We start from the raw sequence: 13,476 nt of genomic DNA, 5'->3' as shown, positions 1-13,476 counted from the left end.
ACTGTCTCGGACCGTGGTGGATCACAGAGCGGTACGCACCGAGGACGCCTTCGACGTCGCCGCAGTGCACGAGTGGTTGGCCGGCCGGGTCGACGGCCTCGGCGCCGAGCCGGAGGTGCGCCAGTTCTCCGGCGGTGCGTCGAACCTCACCTACCTGCTGCGCTACCCCGACCGGGAGCTGATCCTCCGCCGTCCACCGGCCGGGCGCAAGGCGTCGTCGGCCCACGACATGGGCCGCGAGTACCGGGTGCAGAAGCACCTGAAGCCGGTGTTCCGGTACGTCCCGGAGATGATCGCGTTCTGCGACGACCCCGGCGTCCTGGGCGCGGACTTCTACGTCATGGAGAAGCTGGACGGGATCATCCCCCGCAAGGACTTCCCACCCGAGGTGTCACTCAGCCCGCTCGACGCCCGGACGCTGGCGTTCACGGTCGTCGACACGCTCGTCGAGCTGCACGACGTCGACCCGGGCGCGGCCGGGCTCACCGACCTCGGCCGCGGGGCCGGCTACGTGGAGCGGCAGGTCCGCGGCTGGTCGGACCGGTACCGCAAAGCCCGCACGTGGAACGTGCCGAAGGCCGGGTGGGTGATGGCCTGGCTCGCCGACCACCAGCCCGACGACGTCCGCTCGTGCCTGATCCACAACGACTACCGGCTGGACAACGTCGTGCTCGCCCCGGACGCTGCGCTTCCGGAGACGGCCGGGATGCGGGTGGTCGGCGTCCTGGACTGGGAGATGGCGACGATCGGCGACCCGCTGATGGACCTCGGCGGTGCGCTCGCCTACTGGATCGAGCACGACGACCCGTATCTGTCGCAGCGGGCGCGGCGGCAGCCCACCCATCTGCCCGGCATGCCGACCCGGCGCGAAGTCGTGGAGTACTACTGCGACCGGGCCGGTCTGTCGCCGGAGAACTGGGCCTTCTACGAGGTGTTCGGGCTGTTCCGGCTGGCCGCGATCGCCCAGCAGATCTACTACCGCTACCACCACAAGCAGACCAGGAACCCGGCGTTCCGGCACTTCTGGGTCAACGTCAACTACCTGATCCGGCGCGCCCGGAAGGCCGCCCGCTGATGGCCGTCGTCCTGCTGATCCGACACGGCCAGGCCTCGTTCGGGGCCGCGGACTACGACGCGCTCTCCGACCTCGGCCGGGTCCAGGCCCGCACGATCGGCACCGCGCTCGCCGCCCGGGGCGTCCGCCCGGATCGAGCGGTCTCCGGGTCGCTGAGCCGGCAGCGGGACACCGCGAAGCTCTGTCTGCAGGCGGCCGGCCTGCCGGAGGACTTCGCGGTCGACGACCGCTTCGACGAGTACGACCACCTCGGCCTCGCGGCCGCCCTCGGTGACGGTCCGGTGCCGACGTCCTCCCGTGAGTTCCAAGCCGTGCTGGACGTCGCGCTGGAGCAGTGGATCTCCGGGGCGGTGACGCCAGGGGGCCTGCCGACCTGGGCCGAGTTCGCCGCCCGGGCCCGGGCCGGGCTCGACGACCTGCTCGCCGAACTCGGGCGCGGAGGGTCGGGCGCGGTGTTCACGTCCGGCGGCGCGATCACGGCGATCTGCGCCGGGTTGCTCTCGCTACCGCCCGCCGGCTGCGTCGCGATGCACCGCGTGGTCATCAACGGAGGCATCACCAAGATCGTCTCCGGTCGCGGCGGAACCGCCCTGATCTCCTTCAACGACCACACCCACCTCCCCCCGAACCAAGTCACCTACCGCTAGCCCCCTGTTCCGCCTCCCAGCGGGGCATCTCGTTCTGAGGTGGAGCCCCCCGAGGACAGCACCGACCTCCCGGCGGGGCATCTTCGTTCTGACCTGGAGCCCTCAGCGGGCCGCCCAGTTGAAGGGGGCAACTTATTTGTTGGTGAAAGGTTGAGGTTTCCTGGGAGGCGCCGGTAGTCAGGGTTGGCCTCGTGAGGCAGGATGTCCGCCGGGGGAATGAAAGGGCTCACTCGACGTGACACCGTTGGACTTAGACGAACCGCCACAGCAGCAACACGAACACCACAAGGGCAAGCGGCGCAAAAAGCGCGGCTGGCTCGCGTGGGGCGCTCCCGCGCTCATCGGCGTGGCCGTGCTCGCCTCGGTGATCCTGCTCGTCGGCGCGATGAAAGGCCTGTCCGAGGCCGCCTGCGCCGCGGAACCACGCATCGCACCGATGGCGTTACCCGCGGTGCCCCAGCCGGGTGAGTCCCACTCCGGCCACACCACGTTCTTCGACCTCGCCGCGTCCGGTGGCTCCGGCTGTTCCTACGACGGCGCGCCGGCCGACGGCATGTACGTCGCGCTCGGGCTCGAGGAGTTCGCCAACGGTGCCGCCTGCGGCATGTACCTCAACGTGACCGGCCCGAACGGCAACACGGTCCGGGTGCAGGTCGTCGACTCGTGCGGGCCTTGCCCGGTCGGCCACATCGACATGAGCGAGAAGGCGTTCTCGCAGCTCGCCGACCCGGACGCGGGCGACGTCCCGGTCACCTACCGCGCGGCGGTGAACCCGGCGCTGCCGGGTCCGCTGAAGTTCAAGATGAACGACGTCAACGAGTACTACCTGGCGATCCTGCCGATCAACCACGGCAACCAGCTGACCAGCGTCAAGGTCAACGGCGAGAGCCTCTCCCGCCAGGGCGACGGATACTGGGTCGCGAACAACGGGGCCGGCGGCGGTCCGTTCACCGTCACGCTCACCGACGTCCAGGGTCACGTCACCACGGTCAACGGGGTCCAGTTGCAGTCCGGTACCCAGAGCACCGGCGTCGACATGTACTCGGGCTCCGGCGGCGGACGGCAACAGCGGACGACCACCAAGAAGTCGACGGCCTCGCCGACGGCGAAGGCCTCGCCGTCGCCCAAGCACACGCTGACGCTGCCGCCGGCGGTCGGAGCCACCGACGCCCCCACGACGGCGGCCAACGGCCGCCCCGACGCCACCACCGCGGTCGCCGAACCCGCTAAGTGCTGATCCCCCGCCTCCATCCGGGGGAGTGCCAGGTCTGGTGGGCCCGCCCGCTCACCGGAGCGGGCCCCGACGCGGCCCTGCTCGATCCGATCGAGCGAGGCCGCGCCGAGTCCTACCGGCGCGACGCCGACCGCGCGCGGTTCACGGTCGCGGCGGGGCTGCTCCGGCTCGTCGCGGGCGCGCACCTGGGCGTCGAGCCTCGCGCGGTGGAGATCAACCGCGCCTGTCCCGACTGCGACCGCCCGCACGGACGCCCGACGCTGCCCGCCGACGGCTGGGAGTGCTCGATCTCGCACTCCGGCGACCGGGTCGCGGTGGCGATCGGCCGCACCGGCCCGCTCGGCGTCGACGTCGAGGAGGTCTCCGACCACCCGGATCTGGCGCCGATGGTGCTCGGCCCGGGGGAGAGCGGAGACCTGGTCACCTACTGGGTACGGAAGGAAGCCGTGCTCAAGGCGACCGGCGAGGGACTGCGGGTGGGCCTCACCGAGATCCTGGTGTCGCCGCCGGACGCGGTACCCGCGCTGGTGCGGGCTCATCGGGCCGATCTGCCCGCACGAACCACCCTGCGGACGTTGAGCCCCGGCGACGGATACCGGGCCTGCCTGGCCGCGCTGGACACGCCCGGCCTCGCGGTGACCGAGTTACAGGCCGGCTGAGTCGGCTCCCTGATGTTCCGAACGTCGCCTAGCTGACGGGCCGCAGTGCCCCTCGTCGATAGTTTCGGGGGAACTTCGGCGCCGCTGCCGGGCGCGCCGCCCACGTCCTGAGGAGAGCCGGTGCGTCGGCCGCTGCTGATCACGTTCGTCGCCATCGTCGGCCTCGGTCTGGGCTCGGCGCTGGCGCTGTTCGAACCCTGGCGTGCGTTCACGAACACCACGGTCGAGGAGTCCGCGCCGGCCGTCCCGTCGCCGAAAGCCGGCGCGGTGGAAGTCAGGACCACGGTGCTGGCTCGCGGCCGGCTGATCAGCCACGAGCACGAGACCAGCGGCACCGTGACGATCCTCCGGCTTCCGGACGGCTCCCGGATCCTGCGGATCGAGGACCTGAAGACCTCCGACGGCCCGGACGTCCGGGTCTGGCTCACCAACGCCCCGGTGATCGCCGGGACGTCCGGCTGGCGGGTGTTCGACGACGACAAACACGTCGAGCTCGGGCCGCTCAAGGGCAACCTCGGCAGCCAGAACTACCCGGTGCCCGAAGACGCCGACTTGACGACGCTGACCAGCGTCTCGATCTGGTGTGCCCGGTTCCACGTCTCGTTCGGAGCGGCCGAACTCACCGCGGTGTGATCCGTTCCCTCGGGCATCCCGACCGCCGAGCCGACCAGCGCGTACCGGCCCTTGCCCTCGATCTTCGCCGCGTACATCGCCAGGTCGGCGGCCCGCAGCAGCTCGCCGACCCGGCCGTCGCTCTGGTTGACCGCGACGCCGACGCTGGCGCCGATCGTCACCGCGTAGCCGTCGACCTCCCTGATCCCGCCGACCGCCGTGACGATCCGGGACGCCATCGTGGTGCCGGTCGCCGGATCGGTCGTGCCCGGCAGCAGTACCGCGAACTCGTCCCCGCCGAGGCGGGCCACGCATTCCTGGTGTTCCGGCCCGACGCATCGGCGCAGCCGCTCGGCGACGGCCACCAGCAGCGCGTCGCCGATCGTGTGCCCGTGCCGGTCGTTCACGCCCTTGAAGCCGTCGAGATCGACGTAGAGCACGATCACGTCGCCGCCGTGCTCGGCGATCGCGGTCTCCACCCGCGAGTGGAACAGCGTCCGGTTGGGGAGGTCGGTCAGCCCGTCGTGGTACGCGCGGTGCTCGAGTTCCTCTTCGCGCAAGCGCAGCTCGGCGACGGTCGCCTCGAGCCGGGCGGTCAGCGCGACGTTCTCCCGCGTCGTCATGAGCTGCCGGCCCATCACGAGCATCACCAGCGACGACGTGGTCACGACGATCACCGGCCCGAGCCCTGCGGGGGTGAAGGACACCACCACCGCGGTCGCGATCGCGAGGCTGAACGGGAGGTACGGGAGCAGCGTGTAGGGCGGGAACTCGACCCGTTTCGCCGCGCGCTGCCGGCCGGTCGCGGCCCAGACGCCGCCCAGCAGCATCAGTTCGTAGGAGACGAACCAGACCAGGTTGACGACGCCGTTGCTGCTGTAGCTGCCCAGCCGGTCGAGCAGCGCGTAGCCGACGTCCCCGCCCGCGGTGAGCAGGAAGCCCGCGCTGAGCAGGCCGAGCGCCGCCCGGCTCCCGGGCTCGCCCGCCGACAGCACGAGCAGCACGACGCTGGCCATCACCACGTCGCTGATCGGGTACGCCATCGCGATCGCCCAGTTGATGTCGGCCTTCTCGGTGTCGGCGACGTTCCCGAGCACCGCGCCCCAGCTGACGACGAACAACGAACCGGCGATGATCAGGCCGTCGAGAACCATCCGGACCGGCATCGTGGGGAGTTGCGCCGCCAGCAGCGACGTCAACCCGTAGAGCAGCACGGGAATCGCCGACAGGTACAGGGCGTCGACGACGTGGGTGTACGCGGACTCGCCGCTGAGGTACCAGGCGAAGCTCAGCGAGTTGCCCGACGCCCACATCGCGAGGCCGATCGAGACCCCGGTCCAGCCCCGCCGGGTGGTCAGCGTCGCGCTCCGCGCGGCCCAGCCGGCACCGGCCGCCGCCGCGTAACACGCCAGCGCGCCGCCGATCGGCGCGACCATGCTGAACGCGGTGGTGCCGCCGGAGAGGAACAGCGCGATCGCGTAGTACGTTGCGGCGAACACGACGATCGTGACGGCGAGCGCGCGGCGTCTCTCCACGTCACCTCCTGGGCACACGGATAGGCCGGCTCTCCCCCGGAGGCGGCCCGTCGGTGTTCCATCGGCAGCGGCACCGTGGGGTTGAAGGTTCACCCGCCCGGTTCGATCAGGGCCGACTCGTACGCGAGTACGACCGTCTGCGCGCGGTCACGGAGGTCGAGCTCGGCCAGGATCCGGCCGACGTGGGTCTTGACCGTCTGCTCGGCGACGACCAGGGCCTCGGAGATCTCGTCACAACGCAGGACGCCGAGCAGCCCACGGACCTCGTCGAGGGCTTCCCGGGCGGTCCGGCTGATCGCGGTGACGTCCGCGGTGGCCTCCGGTGACAGCCCGTCGAGCCGGGCCCCGGCTGCGACGCCGCGCGGCGTCCGGGCAGATGTTCGCGAACGCGGCGATCAGCGTCAGGCCCAGCAGGGGGCCACGACCACGGGTCGGCGTCGAGAACGAGGAACCGGCGGGCAGCACGATCGCGACGACTCCGGCGTACCAGGCGAGCGCCGGGTTCGTGCGGAGCAGAGCGAGCGCCGTGTCCCGGTTCCTCTCCGGCTTCGTCGCGGTAGCCCGTCTGCAGGGTGTCCGGGCTGGTCCTGACGGGTGAGATCGGGCTCGCGTCATGCGGGGGAGCGACGCCCCGGATCGCTCCCGAGCCGGACGATCCGGACCCGTTCGACGCCGCACTCTTCGTTCCGGCAGCGATCGGCCGCTGCCGGGAGGAGTGGTCGGGATGCGGCGACTGTGGACGGTGGCGCTCGCGGTTCTGCTCGCGCTCGGGCTCGGCGGAAGTTCGGCGTCGGCGGTGTCGGAGCCTCGGCGGGACACCGCGGCCGGGGCGGCGGTGTCCGAGCTGACCAGCGGCAGGCAGTTCGTGCCGCCGGCCGATTTCGCAGCCGTGATGGGGTACCGGCCGGTGCGGTCCGGCGTCACCTGGGCGTCGCCGGGCGGCGCGTGCTCGGCACCGACCGGGGCCACGCGGTACGACTTCTCCGGGCCGTGCCGGAGCCACGACCTGGGCTACGACCTGCTGCGCTACGCGGCGAAGGTCGGGTTACCGCTGGGGCCGTGGGCGCGCGAGGCGATCGACGCGGCCTTCGGACGGGCCTTGGACGCGCGGTGCGCGGCGCTCGGGCGTCCGCTGGGGTGCCCGGTCGCGGCGGCGGTGTACCACGGGGTCGTGGTGGCAAATTCCTGGCGCCAGGACTGGCAGGACCCGCGTCCGGAACCGGCAAAACGATGGGTGCTGATCGCGGTGGCGCTGACGCTCGCGCCGGTACTGCTCACCGCGGCGACGGCTCTGATTTCGCGTGTTGATTCGTCCAAAAGAAGACGAAAGGGTCTTTCATGACCGTATGGGAAGGTCGGTGGTGGGGGCTGCGTGCGTGGGCGTGCTGCTCCTCTGCTGCTCGGCGTCACCGGCGGTCGCGGACGACGACTGGGGGCCGCTGTGGGACTCCCGGAGCGCGTGGGAGGTACCCGGCGCCTACGGGCAGGGCGCGCCCGGTGGCTGGGGTGACACCTGGACCTGGGACGACGCTCCACCCCGGGAGTACCGGCTGGCACCGGTGCCGCAGGAACCCGACTGGACCCCGCCCCGCCGGGCTCGGGAGCGCCCGCTGCGGCCGCGCTCGGTTCCGCCGCGCTCGGTTCCGCCGCGCCGGGCCCAGCAACCGCGCGGCCAGCAACCGGGGGCCCAGCAACCGGGGGCCCAGCAACCGGGGGCTCAGCGACCCCGGGCTCAGCAACCGCAGGGAGGGCAACCGCAGGCCCAGCGGCCTCAGTTCCCGCGGCCTCAGGTGCAGGAACGTCCGGCCCCACAGCAGCCGGTCGAGTCCCGCCGGTTCGAGCGTCCGGCCGCGCAGAAGCCCGGGATGCAACGTCCGGGAGCGGCGCCGGGGCCGCTCGGTCCGCCGATCGCCGGGCCGGAGGCCGTGGCCCGTCCGGAGCCGGTCGATCCGCCGGCCGTGGTGGCTCCGCCCCGGGCGTTGCCCGAGCCCGCCGGGAAGTCCGCCGCGCGCGAGGTCGCCCCGGCCGCGCCGGACTCCGTCGCCGACGCCCTCGCGCCCGCGCTGGTCGCGCCCGCGCTGGCGCCGCCCGATTTTCCGGCGCTCGAAACGGCGGGCCCACCGGCGTCCGGACCACCGGAGGCAGCACGGGCCGCGCCGGCCGCCAGACGGTCGGTCCAGGTGCCGGTCGCCCTGCAGATCGGCGTGGCGCTGCTCTTCCTCTACCTGGTGCTGATCTACGCCGACCGCCGGTTCCTGCCCGTCTCCCGGCGCACGCTCCAGCTACCGACGGAGTCCGACGCGGGTCTGGACCTGATCCAGGAACACACGAGCAACCGTTAGTGCCACGCGGGCCCTCGCCGCCGGTGGCACGCCCGCAGATGGCTCCCGACCAGCGCCGGCTGCCCGGACCGGACGCACGCGTCCGCGCCGGCCTCCAGGACCTCCACGACCTGCTCGGCCGGCGCGTAGCTGTCGAGCAGTCCGACGACCGGCGTGCCCGGGTGCTGCCGGACCGCCGCCGCGACCCGGTGGCCGGTGGCCCGGCCGATCACCAGCAGATCGGTGTCGCCGACGTCCTCCAGCGCGGCACTGCGGACGATCCAGTGCGCGGGTAACTGTTCGGCCAGTGCGTTCAGGCTGCCGGGCGCCCCCACGACGGTCACCAGGACCGGAGGCCCGGGCAGCTCGTCGGGGAGTGCTCCCCACAGGCTTTCGGTCGTGAGTGTCATGCCTCTGTTGTCGGCTCCGGAAGTGAGCCTGCGCTGGACGTCAGATGTGCGCGAACTGTGAGACCTGATCGTGACGGTGACTCAGGTCCAGAAGCCGGCGTGAACCGCCCGGGCTTCGGGCAGGTCGGCGGGCCCGTCGACGGTGACCGCACGCTGCCCGCGGGCGAACACTTCGCGGCACGGCAGAGACAGCGTCGGGTTCTCCGGGTTCGCGCCGGTCATCTCGTACAGGTCGTTCTCACCGAGTGCGTACACGACCCGGCCGATGCCCGCCCAGTAGATCGCGCCCGCGCACATCGCGCACGGCTCGGTGCTCGTGTAGAGCGTGTACGCGGCGAGCTCGTCGGCTCCGTAGCGTCCGCCGGCCTGCCGGACCAGGTTGGTTTCGGCGTGGCCGGTGACGTCTCGGCCGGTCACGACGCTGTTCTCGGCCGCCAGGACCTGGGTGCCGGTGGCGTCGACCAGAATCGCACCGAACGGGTGGTTTCCGTTGTTCCGGGCGTGCCGCGCGATCTCGATCGCGGTCCGCAGGTGATCGGCATCGGAACCGGTGAGTGCCATGTGCTCATCCTCCCTCCTGACAAGGGATGTCAGGTATTGCCGCCACGATTGCCCTCGACCCTTCGTCGAATATTTCTGGAGGACCCCTCGTGTCCAGTTCCGCCACCGGCTCGTTCACCGTCGACAGCTTCGAACCCGTCGGCGCGCCCGACGGCGGGCCCGGTGAGACCGTCGTGTCGGAGGCGCTGCTCGCCAAGACGTTCACCGGTGACCTGGACGCCACCAGCACCGTGCGCATGCTCGCCGCGCAGACCCCGGTCGAGGGCTCGGCCGTCTACGTGGCGCTGGAGCGGATCACCGGCAGCCTGCACGGCCGGAAGGGCAGTTTCGTGCTGCTGCACGCCGCCACCCAGCAGGACGCACGGTGGCTGATCGTCGACGACTCCGGCACCGGTGAACTGGCCGGGCTGACCGGCACGGCCGTGATCGGGCGGCACGACGACGGCTCGCACACGCTCACGCTCGACTACGACCTCCCGCAATAATCGCGGTTCACAAGTGAGCGGACCTCGGGCGGCTCTACCGTGGACGTTGCCGTCGCGAGGAGGTCACTGATGACCGACGTCCACACCGCCGTCACCGCTCCCACCGGAAGCACGCTCCCGCAGCTGGCCGAACGATCCTGGGATCGGATCGGAGACAGCGTGCTGATCTTCGAGGGCCGGCGCTGGACCCACGCCGAGCTCGGCGCCCGGGCGCGCCGGTTCGCCGCCGGGCTGATCGCGGCGGGGCTGCGCCCCGGCGACCGGGTCGTCGTCTGCATGGCGAACTGTCCCGAGGTGGGGGTCGCGTACCACGGCACCTGGTGGGCGGGCGGTGCGACGACGCCGGTGCTGTTCCTGCTCAGCGACGCCGAGATCGCGCACGTGCTGGACGACAGCGAGGCGTCGTTCGTCGTCACGACGCCGGAGTTCCTGCCGAAGGTGCAGACCGCGGCGGCGGGCATTCCGACGGTCCGCGCGATCATCGTCGCCGGCGGCGCCGGACCGACCCGGGTGGCGCCGGGCGAGGCGGCCACTCCCGCCGTGCTCGACTTCGGCGAGCTGGAGTCGGGCGACGAGGCGGTCCAGGTCGCGCGGGCGCCGGGCGACCTGGCCGGGCTGCTCTACACCGGCGGGACGACCGGCCGGGCCAAGGGCGTCATGCTCAGCCACGACGCGATGTCGGCCGCCGCCTGGGCGATGGAGCACGCGGGCGGGGACGACGACTCGCTGGACGTCGCGCTGCTGCCGCTGCCGCTCTCGCACGTCTTCGGGCTGACCGTGAGCGTGATGCCGCTGCATGCCGCGACGCCGCGGACGAGCGTCCTGATGCGGTGGTTCGACGCGGCCGGCTGGCTCGCGCTGGCGAGCGAGCACCGGGCCGAGATCGGTGCGGTCGTGCCGTCGATGCTCCAGTTGGTGCTGGCGCAGCCGATGGAAGACTACGATCTGTCCGCGCTGCGCCGCCTGGCCAGCGGCGGTGCGCCACTGCCGGCCCAGGTCGTCGCCGACTTCAAGAAGCGGCTGCCGGACGTCCAGGTCGTCGAGGGCTACGGGTGCTCCGAGCTCGGCGGCGCGACCACCGGGGCGCAGCCGGGCGTCGAGAAACCGGGCAGCGTCGGAGTGCCGATGCCGAACGTCGAGCTGCGGATCGTGCGACCGGACGGGTCGGACGCCGAGCCGGGCGAAGACGGCGAGATCTGCGCCCGCGGCCCGATGCTGATGGGCGGGTACTGGCACTCGCCGGAGGAGACCGCGTACGCGATGCGGGACGGCTGGTTCCACACCGGCGACATCGGCCACCGGGACTCCGACGGGCACCTCTACGTCGTCGACCGGATCAAGGACCTCATCATCCGCGACGGGTTCAACGTCTACCCGCGGGACGTCGAGGAAGCGATGCTCACGCATCCGGACGTGGTGCTGTGCGCGGTCGTCGGACGGCCGGACCCGCGGCACGGCGAGGAAGTCGTGGCGTTCGTGCAGCTCACGCCCGGTTCGGCGGCCACGTCGGAGGACCTCGTCGCGTACGGGAAGACCCGGCTGGCCGCGGTGAAGTACCCCCGGGACGTCCGCATCGTCGACGCGGTACCCCTGACGTCGGTGGGAAAGCTGGACCGGAAGGCGCTGCGGAAGGGCGTTTAGCCGACCCAGGCGCTGCCGACCCGGGTCATCGGACCGGCCAGGCTCTGCGCGCTGAGGCGCAGGCCACCGTCGGTCTCCTCCGGGTCGAGTTCGAGTTCGTCGAGCAGCGCCGCGACCCCGGCGATGTCGGCCGCCACCCCGGCGACCAGCGTCGCCTGATCGATCAGCCCCGCGGCCCTCGGGCACACGTCGACTTCGACCTGAGGGAAGTCGGCCGGGCCCGTCGCGGCCAGCACGGCGTCGACGGTCTGCCGCAGCACCGCAGTCGTCGCTCGCAGCGGTGCTGCCGGCCGGGTATGCAACGGCAGGTGGCGGTTCACCCGCCACGGGCCGGTGCCCGGAAGGTGCGCCAGCGCATCCGGCAGATCGTCGGCGCCGCGCGTCTGCCCGTCGGGAAGGAGTTCGCGTACCTGTTGCGGTACTTCCCCGGTCAGGCTCGCCAGCGCGCGGCGCGTCGCCGGGTCGCGCGGGTCGTCCGCCTGCACCGCGGTGGCCGCCTGCACCTTCTGGACGCGCAGCCCGGCGCGGTAGACGGCCGACACCACCGCCGCCGGGTCGAGGAACGACACCGCCAGCGCCGACGTGTCGACACAGAGCCCGACGTATCGCGGATCGACCCGACCGGCCAGCCAGTGCACCGCGTCCGGCACGGTCTCGAGCACGTAGCCCGGTGCCGGTTCGACGGCCAGCACGACCGGCCGGCCGTTGACCGCGTCGATCGTGCGCAGCGTCGCGGCCAGCGTCCGCAGGAGTCTCTCGGCGGCTGCGTCGGCGGCGGGCGTCCACGGGGCGCGCCAGCCGAGCGGCAGCGTGCCGAGCGTGCCGTAGGCGACGCGGTCGGGGAGCAGGTCGGCCAGCACCGCGGCGCAATCGAGCGTGTACTGCAGCCGGGCGGGTTCGTTCCAGCGTGGCTCGTCACTGCCCGTGTTCAACGTGACGACTTCCAGGCCCCGGGCGGCGAGTTCCACCCGGAGCCGGCGGCGCGCCGAGCGATCGCGCGCGAGGCTGTACGCGACGTTCGCGGGGAGCCGTAGCCCGAGCCCCAGGCGCTCGGTGCCGACCGCCCGCCGGATCGGCTCGGAGTAGCGATCGAGCTGTTCAACGACGTCGAAGAGGCTCTCGGCCGGATGCAGATCGGCCGAGTACGAGAGTGGACCGTCACTCATGCCTGGCCCCCCGACAAGTCTTCATGTCCGGGCGCCTCGCCTCACACCGTCACTCAACGGCGCGCCGCCTAACCACGACGTCATCAATCGTCCTTTACAAAGCGTCAATAAAGGATCTTTCGGCACCCGGGAGCAGCACCCTATCGGATCCCAGTTCTCCGGATCCAGGTTCAGTGACGGATCTCGCGCGGAACGTGATCCTGGGCGATGCCAGGGCGCCTGTTGGGGTTGGTGGGGCGGGAGTCAGAATCGTCAGACCGCCGCCACCGCACGTCCGGAAGGCCTCCGATGCCACGCACCGTGCGCACCAACGTCCTGATCACCGGAGCCAGCTCCGGACTCGGCGCCGGCCTGGCCCGCGAGTTCGCCGCCCGCGGGCGCAACCTCGCGCTCTGCGCCCGCCGGCTCGATCGCCTGGAGACTCTCCGTGAGGAGCTGGTCGGGACCTACCCGGGTGTCCGGGTCGCGATCCACAGCCTCGACGTCAACGACCACGCCGCGGTGTTCCGTACGTTCCGGTCGTTCGCCAGCGGGCTGGGGCAGATCGACCGGGTCGTGGTCAACGCCGGGTCGGGCCGGGGTGCGCCGATCGGCACCGGCCGGTTCGACGCGAACAAAGAGACCGCCGAGACGAACTTCGTCGCCGCGCTGGCCCAGTGCGAGGCCGCGATGGAGCTGTTCCGGGAACAGAACGCCGGTCATCTCGTCGCGATCTCGTCGATCGCCGGTCTGCGCGGAGGGCGCGGAGCCGCGGGCGTCTACGCGGCGAGCAAGGCGGGCCTGTCGACGCTGGCCGAGGGTATTCGGATGGACGTCGCCGACACCCCGATCCGGGTCACCACGATCCAGCCCGGCTACATCCGCACCGAGCTGAACGAGAAGGCCGAAGGACTGCCGTTCATCGTCGACGCCGAGACCGGGTGCCGGGCGCTCGCGCGGGCGATCGAGCGCGAGCCCGCGTCGGCGTACGTGCCGGGTCGGCCGTGGCGGCTGATCGCCCCGCTGTACCGGGTGGCTCCGACGGCGCTGCTGCGTCGGTTTACCTAAGTTAGGTAAGTGATTGGGCCTGGCGCGGTGCCTACGGGCGACGCGGCGCCCGCCAAAGCGCCCGCCCCCGTGCTTGCTCCGCG

The 13,476-nt window shown here is 72.0% G+C and carries 17 protein-coding genes; 12 read left to right on the top strand and 5 right to left on the bottom strand.

From position 1 onward, the window contains the following. The first annotated feature begins 13 nt into the window (after positions 1-13). From ACIBZJ_RS14865 to ACIBZJ_RS14845, 5 genes are all read left to right on the top strand, one after another. Entirely contained in the window at positions 14-1,075 is a 1,062-nt protein-coding gene (locus ACIBZJ_RS14865; RefSeq protein ID WP_395929585.1) for a phosphotransferase family protein, read from the top strand. After that, positions 1,075-1,722 (top strand): histidine phosphatase family protein, encoded by a 648-nt coding sequence (locus ACIBZJ_RS14860; protein ID WP_395929583.1) that lies wholly within the window; start codon positions 1,075-1,077, stop codon positions 1,720-1,722. The genes ACIBZJ_RS14865 and ACIBZJ_RS14860 overlap by 1 nt, the downstream gene beginning before the upstream one ends. 244 nt (positions 1,723-1,966) lie before the next feature. Further along, complete coding sequence (locus ACIBZJ_RS14855; RefSeq protein WP_395929581.1) at positions 1,967-2,959, top strand: expansin EXLX1 family cellulose-binding protein; 993 nt, start codon at positions 1,967-1,969, stop codon at positions 2,957-2,959. Beyond that, complete coding sequence (locus tag ACIBZJ_RS14850; RefSeq protein ID WP_395929579.1) at positions 2,953-3,615, top strand: 4'-phosphopantetheinyl transferase family protein; 663 nt, start codon at positions 2,953-2,955, stop codon at positions 3,613-3,615. Before ACIBZJ_RS14855 ends, ACIBZJ_RS14850 begins: the two co-directional genes overlap by 7 nt. Before the next feature lie 120 nt (positions 3,616-3,735). Then, entirely contained in the window at positions 3,736-4,248 is a 513-nt protein-coding gene (locus ACIBZJ_RS14845; RefSeq protein WP_395929577.1) for a DM13 domain-containing protein, read from the top strand. Here the strand turns inward: ACIBZJ_RS14845 and ACIBZJ_RS14840 are convergent. Both ACIBZJ_RS14840 and ACIBZJ_RS14835 read right to left on the bottom strand, forming a co-directional pair. Then, the gene (locus tag ACIBZJ_RS14840) at positions 4,143-5,762 is read right to left on the bottom strand and encodes a diguanylate cyclase domain-containing protein (protein ID WP_395929575.1); all 1,620 of its coding nucleotides are present in this window, start codon (positions 5,760-5,762) and stop codon (positions 4,143-4,145) included. The genes ACIBZJ_RS14845 and ACIBZJ_RS14840 overlap by 106 nt on opposite strands. 89 nt (positions 5,763-5,851) lie before the next feature. Next, complete coding sequence (locus ACIBZJ_RS14835) at positions 5,852-5,977, bottom strand: hypothetical protein (RefSeq protein ID WP_395930226.1); 126 nt, start codon at positions 5,975-5,977, stop codon at positions 5,852-5,854. Here ACIBZJ_RS14835 and ACIBZJ_RS14830 point away from each other — a divergent pair. The 4 genes from ACIBZJ_RS14830 to ACIBZJ_RS14815 all read left to right on the top strand — a co-directional run bounded on the left by ACIBZJ_RS14830 (position 5,945) and on the right by ACIBZJ_RS14815 (position 8,104). Further along, a complete protein-coding gene (locus ACIBZJ_RS14830; protein WP_395929573.1) occupies positions 5,945-6,088 on the top strand; it encodes a hypothetical protein in 144 nt (47 codons plus the stop codon). The two genes, ACIBZJ_RS14835 and ACIBZJ_RS14830, sit on opposite strands and share 33 nt — an antisense overlap. Next, positions 6,085-6,360 (top strand): hypothetical protein, encoded by a 276-nt coding sequence (locus ACIBZJ_RS14825; RefSeq protein WP_395929571.1) that lies wholly within the window; start codon positions 6,085-6,087, stop codon positions 6,358-6,360. Before ACIBZJ_RS14830 ends, ACIBZJ_RS14825 begins: the two co-directional genes overlap by 4 nt. Before the next feature lie 126 nt (positions 6,361-6,486). After that, positions 6,487-7,104, top strand: a complete 618-nt coding sequence (locus tag ACIBZJ_RS14820) for a hypothetical protein (RefSeq protein ID WP_395929569.1) — start codon at positions 6,487-6,489, stop codon at positions 7,102-7,104. A gap of 34 nt (positions 7,105-7,138) precedes the next feature. Further along, the gene (locus ACIBZJ_RS14815) at positions 7,139-8,104 is read left to right on the top strand and encodes a hypothetical protein (protein WP_395929567.1); all 966 of its coding nucleotides are present in this window, start codon (positions 7,139-7,141) and stop codon (positions 8,102-8,104) included. Here ACIBZJ_RS14815 and ACIBZJ_RS14810 read toward each other — a convergent pair. Next, entirely contained in the window at positions 8,101-8,493 is a 393-nt protein-coding gene (locus ACIBZJ_RS14810) for a hypothetical protein (RefSeq protein WP_395929565.1), read from the bottom strand. The two genes, ACIBZJ_RS14815 and ACIBZJ_RS14810, sit on opposite strands and share 4 nt — an antisense overlap. Positions 8,494-8,574: 81 nt before the next feature. Next, positions 8,575-9,054, bottom strand: coding sequence for a nucleoside deaminase (locus ACIBZJ_RS14805; protein ID WP_395929563.1), 480 nt, complete (start codon positions 9,052-9,054; stop codon positions 8,575-8,577). A gap of 89 nt (positions 9,055-9,143) precedes the next feature. On the opposite strand from ACIBZJ_RS14805, the gene ACIBZJ_RS14800 reads away from it, so the two are divergent. Together ACIBZJ_RS14800 and ACIBZJ_RS14795 are read left to right on the top strand one after the other, a co-directional pair. Continuing rightward, positions 9,144-9,539 carry a DUF3224 domain-containing protein gene (locus ACIBZJ_RS14800; protein WP_395929561.1) on the top strand — a complete coding sequence of 132 codons (396 nt, stop codon included), beginning with the start codon at positions 9,144-9,146 and terminating at the stop codon, positions 9,537-9,539. A 69-nt stretch (positions 9,540-9,608) separates the two neighbouring features. After that, positions 9,609-11,180, top strand: a complete 1,572-nt coding sequence (locus tag ACIBZJ_RS14795; RefSeq protein ID WP_395929559.1) for a class I adenylate-forming enzyme family protein — start codon at positions 9,609-9,611, stop codon at positions 11,178-11,180. Here the strand turns inward: ACIBZJ_RS14795 and ACIBZJ_RS14790 are convergent. Further along, positions 11,177-12,346 (bottom strand): xylose isomerase, encoded by a 1,170-nt coding sequence (locus ACIBZJ_RS14790; protein WP_395929557.1) that lies wholly within the window; start codon positions 12,344-12,346, stop codon positions 11,177-11,179. The genes ACIBZJ_RS14795 and ACIBZJ_RS14790 overlap by 4 nt on opposite strands. A 288-nt stretch (positions 12,347-12,634) precedes the next feature. Between ACIBZJ_RS14790 and ACIBZJ_RS14785 the strand changes: the two genes are divergently transcribed. Beyond that, complete coding sequence (locus ACIBZJ_RS14785; RefSeq protein WP_395929555.1) at positions 12,635-13,393, top strand: SDR family oxidoreductase; 759 nt, start codon at positions 12,635-12,637, stop codon at positions 13,391-13,393. Positions 13,394-13,476 lie beyond the last annotated feature (83 nt).

The organism is Cryptosporangium sp. NPDC051539 (assembly GCF_044454545.1).
Taxonomy (GTDB): Bacteria; Actinomycetota; Actinomycetes; order Mycobacteriales; family Cryptosporangiaceae; genus Cryptosporangium.
This window is presented reverse-complemented; position numbering and strand designations above follow the sequence as displayed.

Bases quoted from the DNA above. Each gene is read 5' to 3' on its own strand.
- ACIBZJ_RS14805 (WP_395929563.1), bottom strand. From the start codon at position 9,054: ATGGCACTCACCGGTTCCGATGCCGATCACCTGCGGACCGCGATCGAG.
- ACIBZJ_RS14810 (WP_395929565.1), bottom strand. From the start codon at position 8,493: ATGACACTCACGACCGAAAGCCTGTGGGGAGCACTCCCCGACGAGCTG.
- ACIBZJ_RS14785 (WP_395929555.1), top strand. From the start codon at position 12,635: ATGCCACGCACCGTGCGCACCAACGTCCTGATCACCGGAGCCAGCTCC.
- ACIBZJ_RS14790 (WP_395929557.1), bottom strand. From the start codon at position 12,346: ATGAGTGACGGTCCACTCTCGTACTCGGCCGATCTGCATCCGGCCGAG.
- ACIBZJ_RS14820 (WP_395929569.1), top strand. From the start codon at position 6,487: ATGCGGCGACTGTGGACGGTGGCGCTCGCGGTTCTGCTCGCGCTCGGG.
- ACIBZJ_RS14860 (WP_395929583.1), top strand. From the start codon at position 1,075: ATGGCCGTCGTCCTGCTGATCCGACACGGCCAGGCCTCGTTCGGGGCC.
- ACIBZJ_RS14795 (WP_395929559.1), top strand. From the start codon at position 9,609: ATGACCGACGTCCACACCGCCGTCACCGCTCCCACCGGAAGCACGCTC.